We start from the raw sequence: 20,543 nt of genomic DNA on the forward strand, positions 1-20,543 counted from the left end.
CTTTCACCTGTCCATGTACCGTCCTGATATGGGTTGACACTTGATTGACTAAAACGCTCGATGTATTTCATTGGGCGTTTTGTATTTTAGAGCAGTGTGAGGCCTATATTCATTATAGATTTTTACTGATTCGGCGACCATTTTCTTTGCTTCATCTAAATCATTCGGTTTATTCAACAGATACTCCATCTTCAATATTCCGTTGATCCTCTCTGCTAACGCATTTTGATAACAGTCATAGCCATCAGTCATTGAGCAAGATACATCATACTGTCGATGCAACTCTTGGTATTCAACAGAGCAGTACTGAACACCTCGATCTGAGTGATGAACAAGCTCACCTGTATTCTTCCGCTCTTTCAACGCGTTTAAAAAGGCCTGCTTGACCGTGCGAGCTTTCATATCATCACCTATGTGATAGCCCACGATTTTTCTTGAATAAGCGTCCGTCACTAAACTGAGATAAGTACTACCACACCGCGTTGCTAGATAAGTAATATCGGCAACCCATAATTGCTCTGGTCTTTCCGGTATTAAGCCTTCTTTGATTCGATTTGGATGGCAGTAAAAGCGATGATTACTGTTTGTGGTTCGATGATAAGCCCTTCGATTCTGCACTAATAATCGATTCATTCTCAGTAGAGAGAATAAGCGGTCTCGCCCGATTTCAATATCGTTCTGAGCAAGTAAATACTTGATCTTACGAGTTCCTATACGAGGGTGCATCATCCTTTGCTCCTTCACAAAACCGAGTACTGATTCATCTTTCTTTGTCTGATGAATTTCCGCAACACAGCGCTTGTAGAAAGCTTGTCGTGTAATACCGATGAAGTGACAAGCTTTAGTGACGGTCAACTTTCTGACCGTTTTTTCCTTAATAACTCGGCCTTGCGCTTCTTTGAGATTCGGACACCGAAATCTCGATCCATGACTTTTACAACCGCTTCAAAGAACTCAGCTTTAAGCTGAGTTTCTTCTAATTGCTGTTCGAGTTCTTTGATTCGTTGCTCTGGGGTTTGAGTTGAGGAAGAGTTTGACATAGTCGCTCCTAACGCTCTCGATTGTTCTATTCCTTTAGACCAATCTAGTTGACCATGTTTGCGAAGCCAAACTAAAACGGTAGAGCGACCTTGGATCCCATAACGCTCTTGAGCCTGCTTATAAGTCATTTCGCCTTTTTCAACTTGGCTTACTACTGCCAATTTAAAGGCAAGAGAATAATCTCGTTGAGTACGTCTACTTGTTGTTTTCATGACACTCTCCAATTTCATGTTGGAAATGTGTCAACCATATTTAGGACGGTACACCAAATGCAAAAAAGCCGCGTAATTCGCGGCTTTCTCATGGTTCAAATACACGTATCTAAGCTTACAGACGGTAGGTCATCGCTCTTTTGGCTACGTAGTTCACCATATCAAGCGTTGTGAAGATCGAATTAACATCGTTAATGTCGTAATCCACATGTCCACGCTCAACATACTGCTCAGCGAGACGATAAATATCAACGACACGCTCAGCTACCGCTTCCATCGGATCTATAAAAGTGACTGTTGGAAATGCCGTCTCAAGTTGCTTTCTAACCAAAGGGAGTTCCGTGCATCCCAAAATAACCGTATCAACGCCCTTCTCTACGATGCTTTGAACCGCAACAGCTAAAAGTGCCGCATTACGGTCAAACTCGCCCGCTTTAATGCCGTTGGTTTCTCGGATTGCTTGCCCACATGCGGTCATCTCGCCCGTCACTTCGCCATAGATAGCGCTATGAACGTTATGCTCTTGCTCAAAAGCATCTGGCTTAACGAATACGAGATTGGCGTCAGTTAGGTAACGGTCATAGATTCCCGAGTTGTATGTGCCGTTGGTACATAAAATACCGACAATAGATTCAGGATTCTGCTCTTTGATTTGATCAACCGTGGTTTGAAGCATATCGACGATATAAACATTGGTATGTTTTTGAACTTCAGGTCTGAAGTAATGAGCGGTATTGCAGGTCATTACGCCAAATTGAACATTGGCGTGTTCTAAAATGCTTGCTGACTCAATTAGCTCTGGAACAGGGTCGATACCGCCTTCGTTGATTGCTTCAGAGCGGTCTGGGATATCTGAATTTTTAACCACAATCATGGCCATGTGGTCTTGGTCTTTAAGCGCGCCGTGTTCAATCTCTTTCTTAGCGACGATATCTTGGAACAGAGCATCCGCTTCAGGGCCCATGTTACCAAATACACCAAATCGTACCTTTTTCATTGTTTTTACCTTTGTGTTTGCTAGAGCACAAAGGTTATTACGCTCTGTCGATTTGATTGAATCCCATTGGATGGATCGTATCCTCGCGAGAGCTTAAACAACGCACAAATATTAGAATTGAGTCCCCAAAGAAAAGTGAATACGAAACTCATCGCCTTGAGGCGCATCTAACCCGTAAGCAAAATCGAGTTTTATAGGCACCAATTGTGAGTTCCAAATCAGGCTAAGGCCTGTACCACGCTTCCAATCAGCTTCATCATCAAACGCATCACCAACATCCAGAAACGCACCCATCCAGATCGAGCGGTAAACCTGATGTTGGTACTCAAGCCCTGCTGTTAGCATATAACGCGCACCTGTTAATTCACCGTTGTCATCTTTTGGAGAAATCGATTCATAACCATAGCCTCGTAAGTTCCCATCGCCACCAGCAAAAAAACGCAGTGACGACGGTACATCCGACAACGATTTAGCTATGTTAATGCCGACATTTGACCGGAAATGGAGCTTCTGACTTTCGCTAATATCCCACGAAAGCACGCTGTTTCCTTCCAACCGCAACAGTCTTGAATCAGAGAACAGATTAGGGTCAGAATACTCAACAGAATAGATGTGTCGATGATTGAGCTCCAATTGATCATTTTTACGATCAACCTGAGAAAAACTGATGCCAGGCAACAGTAATTGCGATTGGTCTTCCTCAGACGCCTGACGGTACTGTTCGTGCAAGTACTTGACGTAAATGGTGCTTTGCCAATCGCTGTCTAATTGCCAATAACGTTCGAACTTAAGATCGTTTGAAAAGCTATTAGTGTCTCGATGATCAATTCGTTTCGATTCAAACTGAATACCAAAGTAATCGGTCGTGACTTTCTCCGTGGGGATTTTGTACCCTAGTTGCAGTGATTGCTCTTGTTCAGACAGATACGTCTGTGTTTCAAAGCTGTGTCCTCTTCGGTTATACCAAGGCTTTGACCAATTTAAAGACGCTCTTAAACCCAGATCGGTAGAATAACCGCCACCCACCTGCACAACATTACGAGAGCTTGGCTCAGCAATGATTTCGATTGGCACTTCTAGATTGTTATCAAGATGATTAAAGTCACCGTGTACCACGACACTGCGAAACCACTGAGTTTCAAACAAGTCAGACTGCAGCTCACCCAACTTGATGGTGTCAAAGTCGTCCCCTTGTTTGAATGTGGGAATTTTCTCGATACGCCCAGGTTCAACACCATCATCAGGAATACTGATAGCGCCAAACTTGTAGCGTGGGCCACTTGAAAAATGCAGGTGAATATTGGCGATATTTTCGCTAGGAATCACTTCAATCTTAGACTCGACAAACCTTCCGTCGAAATAGCCTTTACGTTTTGCCAAAGAGAAAATCGCCCGTTTAGTTTGGTCGTATTCTTGATGGGATAATGGTGAGCCTGAATCTAACTGACTTTCCGTGAGTATTTTGATGAATTCTTCATCTCTACTCGCTTCACCTGTGACTTTTACAACCGATTCTGCAATGTACATGACAGGGCCAGAATCGACGTTCAAGGTTAGGTTATCGCTGTCATCAAGTTCGATATCTATCTCAGGATGATAGTAGCCATAAGGGTTGAGCGCGTCTTGAACCCGTTTCAATAACTTAGTGTGCGATAGCTGTGAAGCTGGGACATCAACCAAAGGTTCTAAGTATAACTCAACATTTTCAGTGAGAGTTTTGTTCAGCCCTTTAATATTGAAGTCTGCACCTATCGCTGCGGGATGAGTAACCATGAAGAGTGAAGCTACCAATATTACTTGTTTAATCGAGGTCTTCACGCCGTTACCCAGTTGCTTAGAACCCGAATAGGTTATGAGCAAAGCGTGAAATCACGGAATCTCTTATGAAGGACGCAACCCTACGTACAAACTTAGCTGAATTTGAATACCAGTACACGTTACTCTAGCTACTTACAGTCCTCGTATTACAGACACAAAAAAGGCGCAATTAAGCGCCTTTAAAATATCGATTGTTTACTGAATCAGTATCAGTTGTTTTTCAGCCACACATCTTGGTTTTGTGCTGCTTTCTTCTTCTTTTTCTTCTTGCCCGTGCCAGCAGGTGGCGCAACAGGTTTAAGCGCGGCAATCAGTTCAGCTGTAGCTTCTTCATCGACTTCAAAACCTTCGATTTGCTCACGCTCAAGACGAATCTTGTTCTTCTTCTCGATGATTTTGAAGTGATGGTAATCTTCATGATCGATCAGAGACAACGCTAGACCAACTTCACCGGCACGACCACTTCGGCCAATACGGTGCATGTAGTCTGATGGACTACGCGGTAAATCAAAGTTGATAACCACTGGAAGCTTTTCAATATCTAGACCACGTGCTGCGATGTCTGTCGCGATCAGAACATCGATCTCGCCAGATTTGAAATCTTCAAGGATACGAGTACGTGAACCTTGGCCTTTATCACCGTGGAATACTTCTGCAATGATACCGCGCTTGTATAGCTTGTCTGCTAGGTGTTCACAGCTGTTTTTTGCATTCACGAAGATCAGAGCTTGGCGCCATTCGTGTTGTTGAATTAGGTGAGCTAACAATGCTGTCTTACGGCCTTTTTCTACTTCGAATACACGCTGAACCAGTGTGCTCGCGTTAGCACTTTGAAGTTGGACTTCAATTGGGTCAGTCAGTAGCTCATGAGTAAGCGTTTGAACTTGCTCTGGGAACGTTGCAGAGAACAATAGAGTTTGCTTCTTGCTTGGCAGTAGCTTCAAGATAGCATCTAGTTCTTCTGTAAAGCCAAGGCTTAGCATACGGTCAGCTTCATCAAGCACAAGCGTTTTCACTTTATCAAGCTTGATAGCGTTGCTTGAAATAAGGTCAAGTAAACGACCCGGTGTCGCCACCAAGATATCAGTACCGCCACGTAGTGCTTGCATCTGAGTGTTCACAGACACACCACCAAATACACAAACCGTTTTAATCGCACCGTTAAAATGGACTGCGTAAGATTTAACGCTGTCAGCAACTTGCTTAGCCAGTTCACGAGTAGGCACTAAGATAAGGCCAGAAACGAAGTTACCTTTGCCCGAACGACGGTCCAAAGGTGCATCTTCATGGATCTGTTGTAACAGAGGAAGTGCAAATGCCGCGGTTTTACCTGAACCCGTATTTGCGCCTGCAATTAGATCGCGTCCTGCTAACACACTTGGAATAACTTGCGCTTGGATAGGCGTTGGCTGTTGGTATTCAAGCTCGGTAAGACGAGCCATTAAAGGAGAAATTAAGCCAAGATCAGAGAAGTTGGTTGGTGTCGTGGTGTTAGTCATTAATTGCAGGAACTCAAAGCTAAAATAATAGCGCGCTATATTAACGTATTTCAGCTGTATTACGTAACTAAATCGCCCATTTCAAGCCTCTAACAGCAATTTAGACCAAGCAGAACGGGACAAAGGCGACACAGTAGCTGTTTAGTGTCGCCCAACCTGCTTTGCTTTATAAATATCGGACTGTTGAAATTGAGTTCCCTGAGTTTAATTCAACCACCCTGCTACCGTCTGTTCAGGTGCATACGAATTAGGTGCGGTTAACCATACCGCTACGGCATCGGGCGCAGCGACAAGAGGATCAAAATCCACATTGAATTGCCACTCAGATTCACCACGTTGGTAACCATCGTAAACCACGACAAAATCGTGTTCGAGTTTCTTACCTCTGTTTTCGCCCGCTTTGACGCTGGTAACTTCGTTCATCGCTAACAAGGCAATATGAGCCACATAATTACCTTTGCCTTCGTAATTCACGCTGAACGTGTCGCCTTTATGATTGACCGTCAGCTTGGGATTATTCTGTTGTGGAAGCGAAGGTAACGTTCTATCGAGCCAATTGAAATAACCGCGCCACTCTTTTCCATCAACAACAAAACCTGGAGTATAGACCCCGCTCGTTACACCATAAGCTTTATACAAACGTTGCTTCTGACTGAATGCTTTGCTTGCGAACTTATCCCCCCAGCCGAGGTAATCCCAGTAATCGACGTGATACGCGAGTGGGATGACTTGTGTCCAGAGTGCTGGGTCATCTTCAAAAGTACTGAGGTAGGCATCAGCAGGTGGACAACTCGAACAACCTTCAGAGGTGAACAGCTCGATAACCTGCGCAGGTTGCCCTTCGTTACTCCAGGTTTGTGCATTCGACACTGAAGAATAGAAGCCGATCGGTAAGGCAAATAAGCAGAGTTTGATCAATGATGTGTTGTGTTTGGCGTGTGACATACCGTGATCCTCATAGAAGCTACTTATCTATAGACCGCGGTACTTAACGTTTTCTTTCAAATACAAATTGTTTCAGATACAAAAACGCCAGCTAAGAAGCTGGCGTTTTTTAAATTCTGTCTTTCTTTTATTCTATGCGTTTACGCTGAGATTAACGGTTGATACCGATATCGCGTTGCATGTGACCAGATAGGTCGCTTGCGTAGTAACTACGTGGAGAGTTGTCTACGAAAAGAATATCGAAAATGTGTGCAATCAATCCTTTGAAGTTAACCGAGTAGGTCTTCTTATCCATAGAGTTAGGAACAGCGATAGTATTCATTTGTACTGCTTGAGCCATGATTGCCTCTCTATAAATTTGTTTGTGTGTTTCGTTCTGATGACAAGAATAATAGGTGATCTTTTGCAGGTTAAAAAATGACTAAAATTGGATATTCAGATTAGTTTTTCTAATAAAACAAACCATTAACAACACATCGAAATACATATGCATTATCAGTGATTTAAAATTCAATATAATGCTCAAATCATGCATTTAGTACAAATACCCCTCAAACAAAAGTGGTCGATGTCACAGAAATTTTACATAAATAAATTTCCCGCTTCATCGACCACCTATCTCTTATCGAGTTTTCGATAAGTTATATTTGTTTTAATTTACTTGTTCAATGTCTGGCTTCTTTGCATAAATCGACGCTATAACCGCAATCGTCATCGTTGAAATCAGCACCGCTAAAGACCAGTAAGTTGGGATAGCCCATTCACTGTCGACCAGTAGCATTTTCACACCAATGAAGACCATGATGAATGCCAGTGCCGGCTTCAAGTAGATGAACTTATCCATCATGCCTTGAAGTACAAAGTACAACGAACGCAGGCCAAGTAACGCAAACACGTTAGCAGCAAGTACCAAGAACGGTTCTTGTGTTACCGCGAAGATTGCAGGGATAGAGTCCAGTGCAAACATCACGTCCATGACTGCGATAGCACCAATCACCAACATCATTGGTGTTAGTACCCATTTGGTACCCTGCTTAATCATTAGCGCTGGGCCATGGAAGTCTTCTGTTACCGGCATGATTTTACGAAGTAGCTTTTCAGGCAGTGTATTCACACTCTCTTCTTCGCCCTTGTCTAACGCCAGTTTAATACCAGTACCAATCAAGAACGCAGCAAACACGTAAAGTACCCAGTGGTATTCCGCCAATAGTTGCGCGCCTAGTGCGATCATAATTGCACGAAGCACCAATGCGCCAATTACGCCCCAAAGAAGCGCACGTGGTCTTAGATGCTCAGGAACTTGGTATTGAGCGAAGATCATCGCGAATACAAACAGGTTGTCTACGCTCAATGACTTCTCTAGCAAGTAACCGGTAATAAATGACACTGTTGCTTTTTGCGCTGTGTAGTCGCTATTGGGCGCATAAATGTCCCAAAATAGGTAGATAGAACCTGCAAACAAAAACGCAAGTACAAACCAGAAAACACTCCAGATTGCCGCTTTCTTGATAGTGACGTTGCCACCACGAGTCTGATAGATATCAATAGAGACAAGAATCACCGTCAGCAGGAAAAAGCCCGCATAAGTCGTCATGATCGGCGATGAAAAAAAGGATTCACTATTTGTAGATAATAGAGATTGAGTTGAGTTCATTATTCCTCCGGGCGGAAGAACTGTACAAAGACCTTCCGCAAACAAAGCATATCAAGCTCCATTACGGATCTTGACTGTGATTGCGTTGGTCTCGTTGAAGTGAAATATGGGATTTCACCTTTACATACCGGATAGACACTTGGCCTAACGAGATGACGATATGTAAACTTGCGCTAACTACTCCCCAAACGCGTGGATAATATTCCCCTAACTTTGTTTCGTCTAGATAAATTTGCAGAAATAAATAAAAAAGGAGCAAAACGCTCCTTATTTATTTCTATCGGCTTGTCAAAACGACACTCGTATTGATTCCAAGAATACGATGAACAGGTTTTGCCCTATTCCCGTTATTCAATCAAACTACTCACGAGCATCTCAAACCGCATGTGTTATAAACCTACAGTTATAAACCTGCTGTTGGTACTAAGTACACTAATGCAGACCAAACAGACACCCAACCAACAACGGCAGCCGCGTCTAACCAATCTTTCCTATCCATGCTTTGCCTCCACAGGAAGTTACCCGGGAAATAAAGCATAAACAGTGCCAATTTTATAAATCACTCAAGATAATGATACTAAGCGCAAATATTAGACGTTGTTACCTAAAACATTCCATGCAATTCAACGGTTCGTTGTGTTGAAGTGACTCAGGGTGATCTTGTAAAAAGGCAATGAAACAGTCTGCCATTGAGTCGGTTGTGACTATGCCATCTCCTATCATATCCAAGACTGCGTTATAACCTTCTTTCCCTTTCATGGTATAGGCTGATGATGCGCCGCGATAAACACGTTCTCGCGAAACTGCCTGCCAACCACCCTCTTCAGAGTGGATTTCAAGGTGATGAATTCTGTGCCCTAAAGGTGCTTCTTTGTGGTAACAGAACCTTAAGTTGTGTGTGTAAGGGAAGCTACCCGACCCTGTACCAACCACACCATTATCCAATGCGTTATTGATAGCACCTTCCAACATGCCTGCGATCGTTTCACCTCTGACTTCATAAACACCAATAGGTACGGCAAACGGTAGTAGTTTTCCGGCAATATCGGCAACCGAAACATCACCGCTATTCAGTGAATTTCTTACACCGCCAGAATTGTGGATAGCAAAGTCTACCTGATGGCCTTTCTTGTTCATCAAGTAATGGAATGACTGAGCCACCAATGGCGCAAGTTGACTTGGCCCTTGTTCATCAGGGATACGTACATGACGAAGTTTACTGTCAGCATGAGCGATGACTTGCTGCTGAAGCTTACGAACTCTAGGCTGATACTTATCCGTCAAAATACTCTGTAGTTCAGGATCTTTCTTACACACTGCGATGTTCTGGTGATTGTTCAAAAACTCACACGCCATCTCATGTGCGTCGCCTTGGCCGACTTCACTCAGTTTCGCGTCTATAAAGAGTCGACGACCTAATAACAGTTCGTTCTTACCATTAAAGTGCGTCACTTTACCTTGAGCATCGAACTCGATTTCACAGTGGCCTAGGCTCATTGCGTGGAAACCTGCTTGCACAACATAGGTGTCGCCAATTTTTACACCGTAGTCATCATCTTTCACTAAGCCGATATCCGAGAAGTCACCTTGCAAGCGGTGACTGTGGCCACCAACAATCACACCGATGCCTTGCACATTCGCCGCTAGCTCTAAATCAGCTTCATAACCAAGGTGACTAAGCAGCACTATCTTGTTAATACCAGCCTGGTGAATTTGTTCTATCGTTGCTTTTGCCGTTTCTAAGGCGTTTTCAAACGGTGTATCAATATCTGGGTTAGCAATACCTGCCATCTTGTCGATGCTTAAGCCGAAGATCGCAACTTTCTCTCCATCAAACTCTTTAGTTATAAAAGAAGCACTTCGTGTTTCCGTCAGGTAAGGCTTAACAATCTTGTTGTCCGCTAAGGTATGAGTTTTATTGATATCCTCATTCGATAGATTCCAGTTACCGGCCAACAGTGGGAATTTGATTCTTTTCGCGAAAATCGCCACAGGTTCATTACCCATGTCTAATTCATGATTACCAAGCGTCATGGCATCAATATTGAGCGCATTCAACAGATCGGCGTTGGCTTTCCCCTTGAACAGAGAAAAGTACAAGGTGCCTTGAAAGCAGTCCCCAGCATGCAGGAACAGGGTTCCAACCTTTTGTCGCTGGGCATCTTGTTCTATCTGTTTAAAGCGCGTTGAAATTCGAGCAAAGCCACCAGCACTGACATAAGGTTCAATGATGTGGTTGTTCATTTTAAGTGATAGCTGTAATGAGGTTGGTTCGAAGTATGAGTGGGTGTCGTTGATGTGTGCCAACACTATTTTTGTCGGCTTATTCTTTTTAGTCATATTTTCTTCTCTCTTTGTCCCTTCATACTAGGTCGAGAATCATGACAGAATCGTGAATTTTATGAAACTGCACTGCAAAAAAATACTCGAGATAGATCAAAAATCTCATTTTGCGCCGTATAAATAATCAATGGGTTTTGTGACCGAAGAGCATACCGAATTGGTGATTTTCGATTATGATTAAAGATATCTGTTAGCTTTCAAACAATTAGCAGAGCCTTCCGTTAGGAGTAAGCCTATGCAATTAGAAAGAATCGAGATTTCTGGCTTTCGAGGTATCAAGCGCATGTCACTCGCGTTTGACGAGCTAACCACGCTTATTGGTGAAAATACTTGGGGTAAGTCTTCATTATTGGATGCCCTTTCCGTCGTTCTTCCTTCAGACGGTGTGCCATATCACTTTGAAATGACCGATTTTCATGTCGATTACTCTGTTTCACACCCACAATCTCAACATCTTCAAATTGTTCTCGCATTAAAGGCCAACGACAAGAGCGAACTCAACGCAGGTCGTTATCGTAAACTCAAACCGATTTGGGTTCAGGATGAGTTCGGTGTCTATCGTATTTATTACCGAATCAGCGCCACGTTAGAACAGTACGAAACTACCACTCACTACGCATTTTTAGGTTTGGACGGTAACCCACTCAAGCTTCACCATTCTGAAAAGCTCGCTCAAGAATTAATGACCTTGCACCCTGTGATTCGCTTACGAGATGCAAGGCACTTCGATCGTCCATTCAATGGCAAGTCACTTAACCACAATGGCCACATCCATGGCAATGCGAACGGCAATGGAGCTAACGGTAACGGTGGTAATAATGGCAACGGCAATGGACATGCTTCTAATGGAAATGGGAATGGAAACGCTCGTCAGGCTCGAATAGAAAAACGCATTGATAACACCTGCCGACGTTTAATGGCGATTCCAGGCCACGTAAACAAAGGCGAGATGCGCAGCAGTTTAGAATCGATGCAAAGCCTGATTGAACACTACTTTTCTTTCAAGAGTAACTCTCGACGTAATCCTAGAAAACAGCGCGATGGCTTACTCTATTCTGCAGGTGCTAATGATCAGAGCATTCATCAGCTTGTCGAAGAGACTAAGAACAAACAAACTCGCTTATTATTCATGGGGTTACTGAACGCGTATCTACAGGCTAAAGGGCCAAATGACTTAAGACGATGCGCGCGCCCTCTTTTGATCCTTGAAGATCCCGAAGGTCGATTGCATCCAACCCACTTGGCAAGGGCTTGGAGTTTGATGCAAAAACTGCCAATGCAGAAGATCCTCACCACCAACAGTGGCGATCTACTCGCAGCTGTACCTCTTCAATCGATTCGTCGATTGGTACGTCAGTCCGACAAAACCATCGCTAATCAACTCAACATGAACCACTTCAGTAAAGATGAGCTAAGGCGAATTGGTTTCCATATTCGCTTTCACCGTTCAGGTGCACTGTTTGCGCGTTGCTGGCTATTAGTAGAGGGCGAAACCGAAGTATGGCTGTTTAATGAGTTAGCCAACCAATGTGGTTACAACCTTGCTGCTGAAGGTGTGCAGATTATCGAATTCGCTCAATCAGGCCTCAAAGCATTGATTAAGGTCGCGCAAGAATTTGGCATCGATTGGCATGTGGTGACTGACGGCGATGCAGCAGGTAAAAAATACGCAGCAACCGTGCTATCAAAACTTGGTAATGACCAAGAACGTCATCGCTTAACTGAGTTGCCTGACAAAGACATCGAACATTACTTATACATGAATGGATTCGAGAACTTTTTCCGTGACATGGTTAAGATCCCTTACGACCACCCTATTCCTCCTAAGAAAGTCGTCGCTAAAGTATTGAAGAAACATGCAAAACCAGACCTTGCATTAGCTATCGTCTCGCATTGTGAAAACCAAGGGCAAGAATGCATTCCATTGTTGTTAAGGTGGACGCTAAAACGTGTTATCACCATGGCAAACGGGAATACCTAAGCCTTTAGCTTTTCTGATAGACGGTATAAGTTCTTCTGTAGATAAGAGCATCGTATTTTTAGAGTAACCAAAACCAAAAAAGGCACACCAAATGGTGTGCCTGTATAAATCGATATACAAATTAATTGGGGGTTATCTTGCAAGAGTTCACAGTGACTAAACTAGGACCAGCTTATCGAATTAAGCCTTTGCTTGTTTAGCGTGTTGTTCAACAACTTCCGAAGATTGGGTCGATTTCTCGTGAAGCCATAACCCCGTTGCTTTCATTAAGTATCCAAATACACCACCAAGCAGTAAAGATGGCACTACAAGTTGCCAATCGCCACCTGCGGCAAACGTTGCACAGCAACCAATGAAGGTTCCTGGGATATAACCTAGCCACGCTTGTTTTGCTTGAATACACATAAAGAAAGCGACAATAGCAGTAATCACATAGCCTAAAATCTCTAACCCTGCGAAGGTTGAGCTTTCGATAATCACCATTGCCCAGAATACGCCTGTCATGTTGGTTAGTAAGCTACCTGCCAATCCTTTTACGCCGCCTGTTGGCGAAGCAAAGTAACTGGTGCAACCTAAGAAACCTGCCCATGACAATAAGCCGAAAGAGATAGCTATCCATCCCCAAAGACCTGACAAAATACCTGTTGTTAATGAAATCGCGACTAATGTACTCATACTATTTCTAAAGCCTAATTACGTAATTGAACGCAACCGGATTTAGCCTCACTTAAAATCAAGTAAGCATACTATGGTAAGAACGCCTTCTTTTAGCCGATCGTGATCACATTAATAATGTACGCAAATGTGCATTTATCACTAGATAGAGACCGGAATCGCTTATTCAACACATTTAGTTATAAGGGCTGTTAACCTTTCGAGCTTGATTTTGCAGCCTTTGTGGGAAATTTATACAAGACAGGGGCTTTGACGTGTAGCTAGCCTACATGAAAAGGCGATAACGCAGTAGAAATGAACCACAAGGGCTGCCCGAAGGGTTCGAGCTAGGCGCCCCCGCAAAAATCGCTTTATACTTTGTTGAAGAATATTTGCTTAGAATGACTAGGCTACATACTCTTCGCCGCGTCTAAAACGATTTTACCTCGAACAAAACTTAACCACGAAAGGTCAACAGCCCCTAGCCTTTTATCAAATTACCGTTATAGAACTGACGGTTTGCCTTTCATCATACGCTTGCCTTCACGCTTAATACATTCAGCAAGTGGGTTTTCCGCCATATCGGCACGCCAAATGAATGACAGCGTACGTTCCATCTCAAGCTCCGGAACATTCAATGTAACGAGCTGACCTGATTCAACAAACTGCTCGACGTCTAGATAAGGTAAACACGTTAAATATGGGCCGTTTGCTACCAAACTTCTTAAAACAGGAACGTGTTCATACTCTCGCCAAACATCAAGATCACCAATTAAATGATGAATAGAGCTATCAAAAACTTTGCGAGTACCCGAACCGTGTTCGCGTAATACCCACTTCGCTTGCTCTAGTTGCGCCAAACTCACTCTTTCACGCTTCGCAAACGGGTGATGAGCGGATGCAACTACCGTTAAATGGTCCGTACACCACACTTCTTGGTGAACTCGGCTGTCGTCACAACGGCCTTCGATAACACCCAAGTCATATTTGTAATCTAATACGCCATCGATAACGGCGTCGGTACTTTGTACACCGAGCGAGATTCTCATCTCTGGAAAGTCGTTATCAATAATACTGATGAGGTCTGGAACCAAGTGTTCTGCGGGTGTTTGGCTCGCACCTAATTTGAGCTCTCCGCTCAATAAATGCTGCTCATAGAAGCCCATTTCTATTTGCTGTGCGTCTTGCAGTAAACGCTTCGCTTTTGGCCTTAGCCACATGCCCCAATGAGTAAGGGCCATTTGCTTGCCCTGCCTTTCAAACAAAGGCCTGCCGAGCATTTTTTCCAACTGTGCAAGAGACATACTTGTCGCTGATTGAGTCAACGCCAACTTGTCTGCGGCAATACTAACACTCCCGGAATCTGCCACTGCATCAAATACCGCGAGTTGCTTTAATGAATAACGCAAAATTCATCCTTAATGCTTTTAATTATTTGTGTCCTGATGCTCGTTTTTTATCAAGCCGATGAGCAATCGATTTCATTCTACTCGTAACCCAAGCTATATCAATAAATTTGATGTGGTTTTTAAAAATTATCAATTTTACCTCTACCTCGCTACCCCCTAATCTGGAATGGCAGGACACAACGAGCCCTGCAAAACATTACTGATTAACCATTACGGATTAACCAAGTCATTAACACTAGGAATTACACATGACGGATTGTTCAAGGGGGGGATATGGCAACCAGCACTTCTGAAAATCATCAACTGTTCTCACCAACAGAAATGATGGCGGAAGCAGAGAAGTTTGCATTAAGCAAAGCAAATAAAACCAGCAGCATGACATTGAGTTTGGCAATCATGGCTGGCGCATTCATCGGGCTTGCTTTTTTATTCTACATCACGGTAACCACGGGCAGCGCTGGTGCTGGATGGGGATTGAGTCGCTTAGCTGGCGGTCTTGCATTCAGTATGGGGTTAATCCTGATTGTGATTTGCGGTGGCGAGCTGTTTACCAGCTCAGTGTTATCAAGCATCTCATGGGCAAACAAGCAGATTACCTTCACTAAGATGCTGTCTATTTGGGGCAAGGTCTATGTCGGTAACTTTATCGGTGCCATGTTCCTTTTGGCCCTAGTAAGCGCAGCTGGCTTGTATCAATTGGATGGTGGGCAATGGGGCTTAAATGCTCTGAATATTGCTCAACACAAGCTACACCACAGCCCTGTTCAAGCTTTTGCTTTGGGTGTGCTTTGTAACTTGTTGGTGTGTTTAGCCATTTGGTTAACGTTCAGCTCTGCTAATGCGATGACCAAAGCCATGATGACTGTATTACCCGTGGCAATGTTCGTTAGCTCAGGCTTTGAACACTGTGTGGCGAATATGTTCATGGTTCCACTAGGCATCACGATTCAAGCATTCGCACCAGAAAGTTTTTGGATGCAAATTGGCGCAACACCAGCCCAGTACGCAGACCTAAACATCATGAAATTTGTCACCGCAAACTTGGTGCCTGTAACAATCGGCAACATTGTAGGTGGTTCGGTATTGGTCGGCTTAGCCAATTGGAGCATCTACCGCCGCCCACAACTTAAAGCAGCAAAAATTACTGCAATTACACAAACAACAGAAATTACGTCAGTTAAGGAAATCACTATGAACACAGCAACGACTATCAAGCAAATCATGAACACTCAACCAATTACACTAAGCGTAGAAATGCCTACATCAGTGGCGATTGATTCACTTTTAGACGCTCAACTTGTTAGCGCCCCTGTTTGCGATGTTGAAGGTCGTCTTGTTGGTATCTTCTCTGTTCACGACGTAATGGTTGACCTTTGGTGCCAAGATTACATCCCAACTAAAGGCCAGAAAGTCGTAGACCTAATGAGCCGTGACGTTGTGGCAATCGATGCAAACGACAAACTGGTTGATGTCGCTGAGTTCCTATGTATCGACAAAGAGCAACTGTACCCTACTACAAGCATGGGCTTCGCAACTCGCCTGACTTCTCTTTCTCTAGAAGAGCGTGCAAAAGCGATGAAAGTGAGCCAGCCACATATGCTTCCAGTATTGGAAAACGGTGTGATGGTGGGTGTTCTTACTCGCACTGAGGTGATGCAAGCACTTCGCCCTATCTACGGTGAACGCCTAAACGTGGTTCCAAAAGCGGAACTAGAAACGGCTTAACTGGCTAAGGGTTTAACTTGCAGTGGTTTAATCTACAGTGCCTGAATCTAAAGTGGATTAACTTGCAACGGTTTAACTAGGAAGCGTGTAGCTAACGACTGTTTTACTAGGAAGTGGTTAGCTAACTAGGACAAGGTTGAACAATTAGGGATTAGTTGTTCACCTCGAAAATCAGTCATGGCAACGTTGACTGGCTAAAAGTAAATGGTGGCTTAAAGCGCAACTAAAGGTTTGACACAAAACAGATCTAAACGCGTTACCATTTACCATAATAAAAAGGCGCAAAGTGAATACTTTGCGCCTTTCTCTTTTTCTAACTGTTGCTTTTGCTTTCTAGGTATCAGGTATCGATTCAACTTTTGGTGTTACATAAAAGATTGATACCAGCTAGCGATCATCAATAGCTAGATTACTTCTTTACACCTTCAACGTGTAGATCCATATCTACGTAGCTTGAAGCGCCCATTACTGGAATGTTGAAGTCAGCAAGTTCTAGACGAGTTGTACCAACGAAACCAGCACGCTCACCGCCCCAAGGGTCTTGACCAGCACCGATGAATTCAGCTTCGATAACGATTGGCTTAGTTACGCCGTGAAGCTTAAGGTCACCCATTACTTCAAGTTTGCCGTCGCCTTTATCAACCACTTTTGTGCTGTTGAAAGTAGCGTCAGAGAATTTACCTGCATCAATGAAGTCAGAGCTACGGATGTGCTTGTCACGCTCTGCGTGGTTTGAATCAAGGCTTGTTGTATCAATAGTTACGTTTACTTTTGATGCTTCAACGTTGCTTTCATCAAATGAGAAATCACCTGAGAATGTGTTAAAACGGCCTTGGATAAAGCTGTAGCCTAGGTGGCTAACTTTAAAGTTAACTGAAGCATGCGCACCTTTTGTATCAATCACGTAATCAGCGGCGTTCGCAGCGAAAGGCATTGCCATAGCAAATGCTAATCCTGTAGCGATAATTGACTTTTTCATTTTGAAGCTCCTATCATTTTTCGTAGCGTATCGTCTTTGTCGATAACGTGGTGTTTTATCGCCGCTAAGGCGTGCACTGATGCCATAATGATCAGTACCCATGCAGCATAGTAGTGAACCGTACCTGCGAGATCAGATTGGTTTGCAAACAGTTCGCCCATACTTGGTACAGTCAACCAATTGAATACCTCGATCCCGCGGCCATCTGATGTTGAAATCAAATAACCTGAAATAAATAAAACCGCTAAGTTGATGTACATGAAGCCGTGAGCGATCTTCGCTGCTGCAACTTCATAGCTTTTACCTTCCACTTTAGGTGACGCGGTAACAAGTTTCCAAACCAAGCGGATAACGGTAACGGCAGCCAAAAGAATGCCTACCGAACGGTGATAGTCTGGCGCTGTTTTGTACCACTCGCTGTAGTATGAAAGATCAACCATCCACAGGCCTACACCAAATAAGCCAAATACCGCGAGAGCTGAAATCCAATGCATCGCTCTTGCTAAAGGGTTGTAATTTCTAACGTTGTTGTCCATGCATCTCTTCCGAATGTTAACGAGTAGTGTAGTTTCGAAAAGCGTACCCTACACCAAGTTTGTGTAACATATTATTTACCAAGCTTTACATTGGTAACATCATTTCAAATTAAACGAGTTGTTCAAATTATTTGAACAAGTTTGGGCTAAACGTTAGATTTCAACGATTTGTTCGATCTCGTAAAGCTCGTCTGAGATATCTAACATTTTACGTTCCATCACTTTTTGGGCGTCTTCTATCCCTTTGTTGTAGTAGACCGCACCAAACTTTTTACTTATGAAGTCGACCAAGAATTCCGTGTCGAACTGGCCAAGCTCCACATCGAGTTCATCTTGCAGGTATTTTTGAAGAGTATGAGTGAGCTCAGACTTTCGCTTCGAATCTAGTTGAATGGTCATGAATGTTTCCAAGTAAAGAGTAAATAAATCCATCGTGAACAGCTGACTAAACTATAATCTAGCTAACTCACTGGTAACTTTGCTGCTAAAGATAGTCTTTCTAACTGATTAGAATTCCTCATAATTTAGAATACAGACCAGCGAAGTGCCAGTGCTATCCATAAAATCGCTCCGTAATCGCTAATTTTGATAGAGGGATCAAGAACTCGCACTTTGGCGATAGGTAATGACACATTAATTACCGTACTATTGCCCATCAATAAGATAGTAACTGTGTATAAGGGACTTCATTGTTATTAGATCTCGTGATTAAAAGCGTCAATCAGTTTCAAGACGATTGTCTAAAACTCTGTGAGCGTCATTACCCTACGGTGCATAACCAAGGGATCAGTGAGCATCACATCGGTAAAGCCTTTGCCCGACGAATGGAACACACCTTCGTAAGCTTTAATCATGCGAGTAACATTAGCCCACTTGAAATGCTCTCCTCTCGAGAAACGCCCCGCCACTTCCGAATCTCTTCTGAAATCGGCACAGTTTGGATGATTAGCCACCATATGGTAAGCGCGGGAAAAACGTGTCGTAAAAAATTGATGCTAGACATTCATAACTGGCAGCAAGAGTACGGATTCGCCATTCAACCCAATGACGTTTTGATCATTGTTTCTGACCATTGGATAAGCCGAAGTAAAAACAGTGGTGAGTTGTTGCACTGGTGGATGGGAGAGCTCCCAGACGAGATAACCGAATACAGCCAACAAGGTATCACGTTAAGAGAGAGTGATTCTCAATTCGCTGCTGATTTAAATAACAACTTTAGAATCAGTCCGTGCTTTATTAAATTTGGCCACCCACTAAAACGGTCAGGGAATCAACAATTGGTTCGTAAATACCTGCAACTTTATGCCGTACTTCAATGGTAGGGATAATACGGGTCAACTTTTTCATTCAATATTGAAAGAAAATTGTTAGACCTTCATCCCAATATTTTATAAAAGACATCCAGTCATTGTTCATTAATTATTCGAACGTTCTAATCGATTTATTAATAACGGTTCTTCCGATGCTATCGATTTTGAGAGGTAGATATCACTTCTATGTAACCAGTTAAGTATCTTTATTTTCTAACTTTGACATTCACCCATAATCTAAGCCTTTAACCCTACTTTTCTCTGGTGTATCGCTGTTCTAGCTTTATATTGGTTGGGATTGATATGTAAGGCGTTACTCAGCCATTAAATTCACAGCAACTATCAAACCTAGTGAATGATAAGTTAAATTAATGGTTAATATCATTTATCATGCTGATTTTTCGTTAATTATATTTATTTAAATATTGACCCTGCAAATGAGTTTTTATTAATTGACAATTTACTAACACCTGTCAATATTGTGACAGCCATGACGTATATTTTCGTCATTGAATAAACACCTTTATTAGCGACTATGATTTTATCAGACAGAAGTGAATTTATTAGCTGTATATCTGTGGATGCCGATATGCAGTTTATTGCGAAATATCAAGACCTAACACTGCGAAGTGTCTATCAACCTATATTTGACGACTCAATGACTCAGATAGGCGTAGAGGCTTTGGTGCGTATTTCGAATAGCAAAGGGGATACTGTTCGTCCTGATCACTTCTTCCATTCAGATGACACCTCATGCACAGACAAAATCAATGTAGAGAGACTCAGTCGCGCTATCCACATTCGTAACTTCGCACAGTCAACTATCCGTCATTTGCACCTATTCTTGAACGTTCTTCCAAACGTTGGTGAGTTATTTGCTGCAGAAAAAGTCAGTGACAGCCTTCTGGCAAAACGTCTTCATGAGCTGAACCTTTCATGTGAGCAGATCGTGATGGAGTTGGTAGAGCTGAATGCCGAAAGTGAAGAGCGCTTGAAAGATGCAGCCCTCTCTCTTGCGGAGAATGGTTTTCAGATCGCGGTCGATGATTTCGGAACGCAAGCATCAACGGAACAACGCGTACGCCACATCAACCCTCATATCATTAAGATCGATCGCTCAGTGATGTTAGATTTTGAGCAAGGTGACACACGAGAAATGGAATTAGTTCTAGAGCTCGCGAAGCAAATTGGCGCTAAGACTGTCATCGAAGGCATTGAAACAGAGCATCAACTCGCGGCAATGCAAAGCTTGGGTTTCGACATGTACCAAGGCTACCACCTAGCCATGCCTAAGCCGATTGAATTGGATATCCGTTTAGCAATCTAAAGCCACCCCTCCTTTTCTTAAAGCCGCTGACCACTGGTTAGCGGCTTTTTAATACCTGTCACTTAACACACTCCTTTGTTCACGAAGTGCTTTGTTCGTGTAGCGGTCGTCAC

The 20,543-nt window shown here is 43.2% G+C and carries 17 protein-coding genes; 4 read left to right on the top strand and 13 right to left on the bottom strand.

Translation table 11 applies throughout. The annotated features are described in order from the left end of the window. Positions 1-48: 48 nt before the first annotated feature. The 8 genes from OCV12_RS22375 to OCV12_RS22410 all read right to left on the bottom strand — a co-directional run bounded on the left by OCV12_RS22375 (position 49) and on the right by OCV12_RS22410 (position 10,506). Positions 49-1,253 (bottom strand): IS3 family transposase gene (locus OCV12_RS22375; protein ID WP_261886209.1). Its coding sequence is split into 2 segments (ribosomal slippage): positions 49-866 and positions 866-1,253, totalling 1,206 coding nucleotides; the frame shifts between segments, so codons are not numbered across the junction. 115 nt (positions 1,254-1,368) lie between these two features. Then, positions 1,369-2,250: an aspartate/glutamate racemase family protein gene (locus OCV12_RS22380; protein WP_261886210.1), complete on the bottom strand. Its 882-nt coding sequence runs from the start codon at positions 2,248-2,250 to the stop codon at positions 1,369-1,371. Between the two features lie 111 nt (positions 2,251-2,361). After that, complete coding sequence (locus OCV12_RS22385; protein ID WP_261887121.1) at positions 2,362-4,080, bottom strand: autotransporter assembly complex protein TamA; 1,719 nt, start codon at positions 4,078-4,080, stop codon at positions 2,362-2,364. Positions 4,081-4,277: 197 nt separating this feature from the next. Continuing rightward, positions 4,278-5,567: a DEAD/DEAH box helicase gene (locus tag OCV12_RS22390; protein ID WP_261886211.1), complete on the bottom strand. Its 1,290-nt coding sequence runs from the start codon at positions 5,565-5,567 to the stop codon at positions 4,278-4,280. Between the two features lie 204 nt (positions 5,568-5,771). After that, positions 5,772-6,512, bottom strand: a complete 741-nt coding sequence (locus OCV12_RS22395) for a DUF1223 domain-containing protein (RefSeq protein WP_239846566.1) — start codon at positions 6,510-6,512, stop codon at positions 5,772-5,774. 151 nt (positions 6,513-6,663) lie between these two features. Further along, entirely contained in the window at positions 6,664-6,852 is a 189-nt protein-coding gene (locus OCV12_RS22400; protein WP_017059812.1) for a hypothetical protein, read from the bottom strand. A gap of 312 nt (positions 6,853-7,164) precedes the next feature. Further along, positions 7,165-8,166: a TerC/Alx family metal homeostasis membrane protein gene (locus tag OCV12_RS22405; protein WP_048662004.1), complete on the bottom strand. Its 1,002-nt coding sequence runs from the start codon at positions 8,164-8,166 to the stop codon at positions 7,165-7,167. A 600-nt stretch (positions 8,167-8,766) separates the two neighbouring features. Next, complete coding sequence (locus OCV12_RS22410) at positions 8,767-10,506, bottom strand: bifunctional metallophosphatase/5'-nucleotidase (RefSeq protein WP_261886212.1); 1,740 nt, start codon at positions 10,504-10,506, stop codon at positions 8,767-8,769. Between the two features lie 238 nt (positions 10,507-10,744). Between OCV12_RS22410 and OCV12_RS22415 the strand changes: the two genes are divergently transcribed. Continuing rightward, on the top strand, positions 10,745-12,490 hold the full coding sequence (locus OCV12_RS22415; protein WP_261886213.1) for an ATP-dependent endonuclease: 1,746 nt from the start codon (positions 10,745-10,747) through the stop codon (positions 12,488-12,490). Between the two features lie 180 nt (positions 12,491-12,670). On the opposite strand, the gene OCV12_RS22420 is transcribed toward OCV12_RS22415, so the two are convergent. After that, entirely contained in the window at positions 12,671-13,165 is a 495-nt protein-coding gene (locus OCV12_RS22420) for a DUF1097 domain-containing protein (RefSeq protein ID WP_017631155.1), read from the bottom strand. 482 nt (positions 13,166-13,647) lie between these two features. Next, positions 13,648-14,553, bottom strand: a complete 906-nt coding sequence (locus OCV12_RS22425; protein WP_017631156.1) for a LysR substrate-binding domain-containing protein — start codon at positions 14,551-14,553, stop codon at positions 13,648-13,650. 273 nt (positions 14,554-14,826) lie between these two features. Here OCV12_RS22425 and focA point away from each other — a divergent pair, with 273 nt between their 5' ends. Further along, entirely contained in the window at positions 14,827-16,278 is a 1,452-nt protein-coding gene (gene focA, locus OCV12_RS22430) for a formate transporter FocA (protein ID WP_261886214.1), read from the top strand. Between the two features lie 409 nt (positions 16,279-16,687). On the opposite strand, the gene OCV12_RS22435 is transcribed toward focA, so the two are convergent. From OCV12_RS22435 to OCV12_RS22445, 3 genes are all read right to left on the bottom strand, one after another. After that, positions 16,688-17,257: a YceI family protein gene (locus OCV12_RS22435; protein ID WP_132763107.1), complete on the bottom strand. Its 570-nt coding sequence runs from the start codon at positions 17,255-17,257 to the stop codon at positions 16,688-16,690. Beyond that, positions 17,254-17,793 carry a cytochrome b gene (locus tag OCV12_RS22440; protein WP_261886215.1) on the bottom strand — a complete coding sequence of 180 codons (540 nt, stop codon included), beginning with the start codon at positions 17,791-17,793 and terminating at the stop codon, positions 17,254-17,256. The genes OCV12_RS22435 and OCV12_RS22440 overlap by 4 nt, the downstream gene beginning before the upstream one ends. Positions 17,794-17,946: 153 nt before the next feature. Then, positions 17,947-18,192 carry a DUF2164 domain-containing protein gene (locus OCV12_RS22445; protein ID WP_261886216.1) on the bottom strand — a complete coding sequence of 82 codons (246 nt, stop codon included), beginning with the start codon at positions 18,190-18,192 and terminating at the stop codon, positions 17,947-17,949. Between the two features lie 290 nt (positions 18,193-18,482). On the opposite strand from OCV12_RS22445, the gene OCV12_RS22450 reads away from it, so the two are divergent. Both OCV12_RS22450 and OCV12_RS22455 read left to right on the top strand, forming a co-directional pair. Next, on the top strand, positions 18,483-19,115 hold the full coding sequence (locus OCV12_RS22450; RefSeq protein WP_017631160.1) for a hypothetical protein: 633 nt from the start codon (positions 18,483-18,485) through the stop codon (positions 19,113-19,115). A gap of 577 nt (positions 19,116-19,692) precedes the next feature. Then, positions 19,693-20,430: an EAL domain-containing protein gene (locus OCV12_RS22455; protein ID WP_261886217.1), complete on the top strand. Its 738-nt coding sequence runs from the start codon at positions 19,693-19,695 to the stop codon at positions 20,428-20,430. Positions 20,431-20,543: the final 113 nt, after the last annotated feature.

It is taken from the genome of Vibrio pomeroyi, assembly GCF_024347595.1.
GTDB lineage: Bacteria > Pseudomonadota > Gammaproteobacteria > Enterobacterales > Vibrionaceae > Vibrio > Vibrio pomeroyi.